Raw genomic sequence first — 6,631 nt, forward strand, 5'->3', positions numbered from 1 at the left:
TCCGGCGGTCGGCCGACGGCCGCTCCCGGTGCGTCGGCCGAGGACCCGCCGCCGCCCGGCCGCCCCCGCGTTCCGCAGCCTCTGGCGCCCCGCGCCGCCGGAGTCGGGCGCCGGCCCGCACGCCGCGCCGTCCGACGCCGCGGGCCGCCCGGCCTCGGCCTCCGTGTGCGTACGCCGCCGCACCCGGCCGCTGTGCGCCTCCCCGGCCCAGGCCCCGGCCGCTTCCGCCGCGCCCGAGCCGTGGACCGTGCGCGGCGCCGGGTGGCCCATGGCTCCGTCCCGCTTCCGCCGCGCGCGTGTGCGGCAGGGCGCACGCATCACGATCCGGTCTCGGCCCTCAGGCAGGGGGTTGTTTTCCGCCATGTAATCGTTTCCAATCGTCCGTGTAATCGATTCCACGGGCCATTGCCCTCTGGTTTCGAGGCGCACCCGAAACCACAAGGAGGTGGTCCGGATATGGCGGGCATCAAGGATGTCGCGGCCCGGGCGGGAGTCTCCGTCGCCACGGTCTCCCGCGTCCTGAACAGCCATCCCTCCGTCAGCCCGGACGCACGCAGACGCGTCCTCGCCGCCGTCGAGGCCCTCGGCTACCGGCCCAACGCGGTGGCCCGCTCGCTGCGCACCGATCAGACGCGCACGCTCGGCCTGGTCATCAGCGACGTGCTCAACCCCTACTTCACCGCGCTGGCCCGCTCCGTCGAGGAGGAGGCGCGAGCGCTCGGCTACAGCGTGATCATCGGCAACGCCGACGAGCGGCCCGAGCAGCAGGACCACCACGTCCGCACGCTGCTGGACCGCAGGATCGACGGGCTCCTCGTCTCGCCCGCAGACGGCGACTCCCCCCTGCTGGCGGAGGTGGCCCGCGCCGGTACGCCGATGGTCTTCGTGGACCGCTGGATGCCCGGCGTGGACGTCCCCGTGGTCCGCGCCGACGGCCACCGCGCCGTCCAGGACCTGGTCGCCCACCTCCACGCCCTCGGCCACCGCAGGCTCGCCATCATCGCCGGGCCCGCGGCCACCACCACCGGCGACGAGCGCGTCGAGGCATTCCGGGCCGCCATGCGGACCCACGGCCTCGCCCTGCCCGACGCCTACATCGGCCAGGGGGACTTCCAGGCCGACAGCGGCCGGCGCGTCACCGAGCACTTCCTGTCGCTGCCCGAACCGCCCGAGATCGTCTTCGCCGCCGACAATCTGATGGCGCTCGGCGCGCTCGACGCCGTCCGGGCCCGCGGCCTGCGGGTCCCCGAGGACATCGGGATCGCCGCCTTCGACGACATCCCGTGGTTCCTGCACACCGCCCCGCCGATCACCGCCATCGCCCAGCCGACGGGCGAGCTCGGCCGCGCCGCCGTCCGCGCCCTGGTCGACATCGTCGAGGGCCGCCCCCCGCAGTCCGTCACCCTGCCCGCCCGTCTCGTCGTACGCAGCTCCTGCGGCGAGGACACCGTCACCCCGAGGAGCAACGCGTGAGCCAGTCAGTGGAGTTGCTGCGCATCGAAGGCGTACGCAAGACCTTCCCGGGCGTCGTCGCCCTGGACAGCGTCGACTTCGACCTGCGCAGCGGGGAGGTCCACGTCCTGCTCGGCGAGAACGGCGCGGGCAAGAGCACCCTCATCAAGATGCTCTCCGGCGCCTACCGCCCCGACAGCGGCACCATCTACGCCGGCGGCCAGGAGGTCCGCATCAACGGCGCCGAGGACGCCGAACGGCTCGGGATCGCCACGATCTACCAGGAGTTCAACCTGGTGCCCGACCTGACGGTCGCCGAGAACATCTTCCTCGGCCGCCAGCCCCGCCGCTTCGGGATGATCGACCGCCGCCGCATGGAGGCCGACGCCGAGGTGCTGCTCGGCCGTGTCGGCCTGCACGTCCCGCCCCGGACCAGGGTGCGCGACCTCGGCATCGCCCGGCTCCAGATGGTCGAGATCGCCAAGGCCCTCAGCCTGGACGCCCGTGTCCTGATCATGGACGAGCCGACCGCCGTACTGACCTCCGAGGAGGTCGACAAGCTGTTCCGCATCGTGCGGCAGCTGCGCGAGGACGGCGTCGGTATCGTCTTCATCACCCACCACCTCGACGAGATCGCCGCACTCGGGGACCGGGTCACCGTGATCCGGGACGGCCGCAGCATCGACCAGGTGCCGGCCGACACCTCCGAGGAGGAGCTGGTCCGCCTGATGGTGGGCCGCAGCATCGAGCAGCAGTACCCCCGCGAACGCCCCGAGACCGGCGAGCCGTTGCTCTCCGTGCGCGGACTCACCCGGGACGGCGTCTTCCACGACATCAGCTTCGACGTCCACGCCGGAGAGGTCGTCGGCCTCGCCGGGCTCGTCGGCGCAGGCCGTACCGAGGTGGCCCGCGCCGTGTTCGGCGCGGACCCCTACGACGCGGGCACCGTCGACGTACGCGGCGAACGGCTCGGCAAGCACGACGTGACCGCCGCGATGGGAGCCGGCCTCGGGCTCGTCCCCGAGGACCGCAAGGGCCAGGGCCTGGTGCTCGACGCCTCCGTGCAGGAGAACCTCGGTCTGGTCACCCTGCGTTCCGCCAGCCGCTCCGGGCTCGTCGACCTCAAGGGGCAGCGCACCGCGGCGGCCAGGATCGCCGAACAGCTCGGCGTCCGGATGGCGGGCCTCGGCCAGCACGTCCGCACCCTCTCCGGCGGCAACCAGCAGAAGGTCGTCATCGGCAAGTGGCTGCTCGCCGACACCCGGGTGCTCATCCTCGACGAACCCACCCGGGGCATCGACGTCGGCGCCAAGGTCGAGATCTACCAGCTCGTCAACGAGCTGACGGCCTCCGGCCACGCGGTCCTGATGATCTCCAGCGACCTGCCGGAGGTCCTCGGCATGAGCGACCGGGTCCTCGTCATGGCCCAGGGCCGCATCGCCGGGGAACTCCCCGCCGGCGAGGCCACCCAGGACGCCGTGATGGCCCTCGCCGTCAGCGCCGCGCCCACCACCACCCCCGTCACCACCGCGGACACCGCGGACAACGCAGAGACCGGCAAGGAGGGCCTCCGTGGCCACTGACACGCATACGGGCAAGAAGGGCGCGGCGGGCGGCGGCGCAGGACACACCCTCCGCCGCCTCCTGCTCGACAACGGCGCCCTCAGCGCCCTCGTCGTCCTCCTGGTGGCGATGTCGCTGCTCTCCGGCGACTTCCTCACCACCCAGAACCTGCTGAACGTCGGCGTCCAGGCCGCCGTCACCGCGATCCTCGCGTTCGGCGTCACCTTCGTCATCGTCTCCGCCGGCATCGACCTCTCGGTCGGCTCCGTCGCGGCGCTCTCCGCGACGGTCCTCGCCTGGTCCGCGACCTCGGCGGGCGTACCCGTCTGGCTCGCGGTGATCCTCGCCGTCGCGACCGGTATCGCCTGCGGCTTCGTGAGCGGCGCGCTCGTCGCGTACGGCAAGGTGCCGTCGTTCATCGCGACGCTGGCCATGCTCTCGGTCGCCCGCGGTCTCTCCCTGGTGATCTCCCAGGGCTCCCCGATCGCCTTCCCCGACTCCGTCTCCGTGCTCGGCGACACGCTCGGCGGCTGGCTGCCCGTCCCGGTCCTCGTCATGATCGCGATGGGCCTGCTGACCGCGCTCGTCCTGGCCCGCACCTACATCGGCCGCTCCATGTACGCGATCGGCGGCAACGAGGAGGCGGCCCGGCTCTCCGGGCTGCGCGTCAACAAGCAGAAGCTCGCCATCTACGCCCTGTCCGGCCTCTTCGCCGCCGTCGCGGGCATCGTCCTGGCCTCCCGGCTCGTCTCCGCGCAGCCGCAGGCCGCGCAGGGGTACGAACTCGACGCGATCGCCGCGGTCGTCATCGGCGGCGCCAGCCTCGCGGGCGGTGTCGGCAAGGCGTCCGGCACCCTCATCGGCGCGCTGATCCTCGCCGTGCTCCGCAACGGCCTCAACCTCCTGTCGGTCTCCGCCTTCTGGCAGCAGGTCGTCATCGGTGTGGTCATCGCCCTCGCCGTGCTGCTGGACACCGTGCGCCGCAAGGCCGGTTCCGGAGCAGCCGCCCCGACCGGCTCCGGTGCGCCCGGGGCCCCCGGATCCGGCCGCAAGGGCGCGACGAAGGCCGGGATCGCGGTGGTCGTCGTGGCCGCCGTCGTGGCCGCCGTGTCCTTCTTCAACTCCGGCTCGTCCGGCACCACCACCAAGGTGGGCATGTCGCTCTCGACCCTGAACAACCCCTTCTTCGTCCAGATGAAGGAGGGTGCCCAGGCCGAGGCCAAGAGGGCCGGCATCGACCTGACGGTCACCGACGCCCAGAACGACGCCTCCCAGCAGGCCAACCAGCTCCAGAACTTCACCAGTTCGGGTGTCGACTCCATCATCGTCAACCCGGTGGACTCCGACGCCGTCGGCCCCGGCGTCCGCAGCGCCAACAAGGCGGACATCCCCGTGGTCGCCGCCGACCGCGGCGTCAACAAGGCGGACACCGCCACGCTGGTCGCCTCCGACAACGTGGCGGGCGGCAAGCTCGCGGCGAAGGCGCTCGCCGACAAGCTCGGCGGCAAGGGCAGCATCGTCGTCCTCCAGGGCACCCCGGGCACCTCCGCCAGCCGTGAGCGGGGCGCCGGTTTCACCGAGGGCATCAAGGACTACCCGGGCATCAAGGTCGTCGCCACCCAGCCGGCCGACTTCGACCGGACCAAGGGCCTGGACGTCATGACCAACCTGCTCCAGGGCCACCCGGGCATCACCGGAGTCTTCGCCGAGAACGACGAGATGGCGCTCGGCGCGGTCAAGGCGCTCGGCGCCAAGGCCGGGAAGTCGGTCTCGGTCGTCGGCTTCGACGGCACCCCGGACGGCCTCAAGGCCGTCGAGGCGGGCACCCTGTACGCCTCCGTCGCCCAGCAGCCGAAGGAGCTGGGCCGGATCGCCGTGCAGAACGCGGTCAAGGCCGCGGACGACGAGAAGATCCGGGACATGGTGAAGGTGCCGGTCAAGGTCGTCACCCAGAAGAACGTCGCCGACTTCTCCTGACCCGTCCCGGCGCTCCCGACAACCGGAAGGCAGCACAGCACCATGTACGACAACGGGGACTCCGCGTCCTTGCGGTACGACCTCCTGGTCGTCGGCTCGGCCAACGCCGACCTGGTCGTCGGCGTCGAGCGCCGGCCCGCACCGGGGGAGACGGTGCTCGGTTCCGACCTCGTCGTCCACCCCGGCGGCAAGGGGGCCAACCAGGCCGTCGCCGCCGCCCGCCTCGGCGCCCGTACGGCGCTGCTGGCCCGGGTCGGCGACGACGCCCACGGGCGGCTCCTGCGCGAGTCGCAGCAGGCCGCGGGTGTCGACACCGGCGGAGTCCTCGTCGGCGGGGCGCCCACCGGGGTCGCCCTCATCACCGTCGACCCCTCGGGCGACAACAGCATCGTGGTCTCCCCGGGCGCCAACGCCCGGCTGACCCCGGAGGACATCCGGGCGGCGGGCCCCCTGTTCGCCGCCGCCCGGGTGGTCTCCGTACAGCTGGAGATCCCCCTGGACACGGTCGCCGAGACGGCCCGTGCCCTGGCCCCGGGGACCCGGCTGGTCCTCAACCCCTCCCCGCCCGCGCCACTGCCCGCCGACGTCCTGGCGGCCTGCGACCCGCTCGTGGTCAACGAACACGAGGCCCGCTACATCCTGGGCATCCTCGGGCAGGAGGCGGGAAGCGCCCCGGAGGACTGGGCGGGCGCCCTGCTCGCCCACGGCCCGCGCTCGGTCGTGGTCACCCTGGGGTCGGAGGGCGCCCTGGTCGCCGACAGCCGCGGCGGCGACCCCGTGCGCGTACCGAGCCCGAAGGTCGGCGCGGTGGACACCACCGGTGCGGGGGACGCCTTCACCGCCGCTCTCGCCTGGCGCCTCGGTCTCGGTGAAGAGCTGGTGCGGGCCGCCGCGTTCGCCGTACGGGTGGGGGCGGCGGCCGTCACCCGGGAGGGCGCGCAGGTGTCCTTCCCGACCGCGGAGGAGGTGGCCGCGCTGTGAAGAGGTCGGGCATCCTCAACAGCCGTCTCGCCGGTGCGCTGGCCGCCCTGGGCCACGGCGACGGCGTCCTGGTCTGCGATGTCGGCATGCCCGTCCCGCCCGGCCCCCAGGTCGTCGACCTGGCCTTCCGGGCGGGCGTCCCCTCGTTCGCCGAGGTGCTCGACGGGCTGCTGGACGAGCTCGTGGTGGAGGGCGCGACGGCGGCCGAGGAGGTGCGCGCGGCCAACAAGGAGGCCGCCGCCCTGCTCGCCGCCCGCCTGCCGGACCTGGCGTACGTGTCGCACGAGGAGCTGAAGGAGCGTACGGCCGGGGCCCGCCTGGTGGTGCGTACGGGGGAGGCGCGGCCGTACGCCAACGTCCTGCTGCGGTGCGGGGTCTTCTTCTGAGGACCCCGGTCCGGAAAAGCCCGGCGGGTGGTTCACCCGGCAGTGGGTGTGCTGTACAGGGATTCGTGCCGCGAGCCGGTCGATTGGTCTAGTCCTGTCTTGGTCCAGACCATTGACACGCTCATTGTCGAGGTCGATATTCCGTACCCAACACCCGTGCGCAGCGCCGCCGTTCGCGGTTCTGTGCCCTAGAGCTGGGACAGACATGAGACGCTCACGATCCGTCCGTGCGCTGGTGACCGCCGCCGTCACCACGGTGGCCGCGGCAGGCA

The 6,631-nt window shown here is 72.8% G+C and carries 5 protein-coding genes and 1 pseudogene; 5 read left to right on the forward strand and 1 reads right to left on the reverse strand.

The window, feature by feature from the left end; genetic code table 11:
• A pseudogene (locus IH13_RS44675) lies at nucleotides 1–270 on the reverse strand (hypothetical protein); the annotation flags it as partial.
• A gap of 186 nt (nucleotides 271–456) precedes the next feature.
• On the opposite strand from IH13_RS44675, the gene IH13_RS0117415 reads away from it, so the two are divergent.
• From IH13_RS0117415 to rbsD, 5 genes are read left to right on the forward strand one after another with little or no spacing between them, the layout of a single operon-like run.
• Complete coding sequence (locus IH13_RS0117415) at nucleotides 457–1,473, forward strand: LacI family DNA-binding transcriptional regulator (RefSeq protein ID WP_031085465.1); 1,017 nt, start codon at nucleotides 457–459, stop codon at nucleotides 1,471–1,473.
• Nucleotides 1,470–3,035 (forward strand): sugar ABC transporter ATP-binding protein, encoded by a 1,566-nt coding sequence (locus IH13_RS0117420; RefSeq protein WP_031085467.1) that lies wholly within the window; start codon nucleotides 1,470–1,472, stop codon nucleotides 3,033–3,035. Before IH13_RS0117415 ends, IH13_RS0117420 begins: the two co-directional genes overlap by 4 nt.
• Complete coding sequence (locus IH13_RS0117425) at nucleotides 3,025–4,992, forward strand: ABC transporter permease/substrate-binding protein (protein ID WP_031085469.1); 1,968 nt, start codon at nucleotides 3,025–3,027, stop codon at nucleotides 4,990–4,992. Before IH13_RS0117420 ends, IH13_RS0117425 begins: the two co-directional genes overlap by 11 nt.
• 42 nt (nucleotides 4,993–5,034) lie before the next feature.
• A complete protein-coding gene (locus IH13_RS0117430) occupies nucleotides 5,035–5,973 on the forward strand; it encodes a ribokinase (RefSeq protein WP_031085471.1) in 939 nt (312 codons plus the stop codon).
• On the forward strand, nucleotides 5,970–6,359 hold the full coding sequence (gene rbsD, locus IH13_RS0117435; protein ID WP_031085473.1) for a D-ribose pyranase: 390 nt from the start codon (nucleotides 5,970–5,972) through the stop codon (nucleotides 6,357–6,359). Before IH13_RS0117430 ends, rbsD begins: the two co-directional genes overlap by 4 nt.
• Nucleotides 6,360–6,631 lie beyond the last annotated feature (272 nt).

It is taken from the genome of Streptomyces sp. NRRL WC-3549, from assembly GCF_000721935.1.
Lineage (GTDB): Bacteria > Actinomycetota > Actinomycetes > Streptomycetales > Streptomycetaceae > Streptomyces.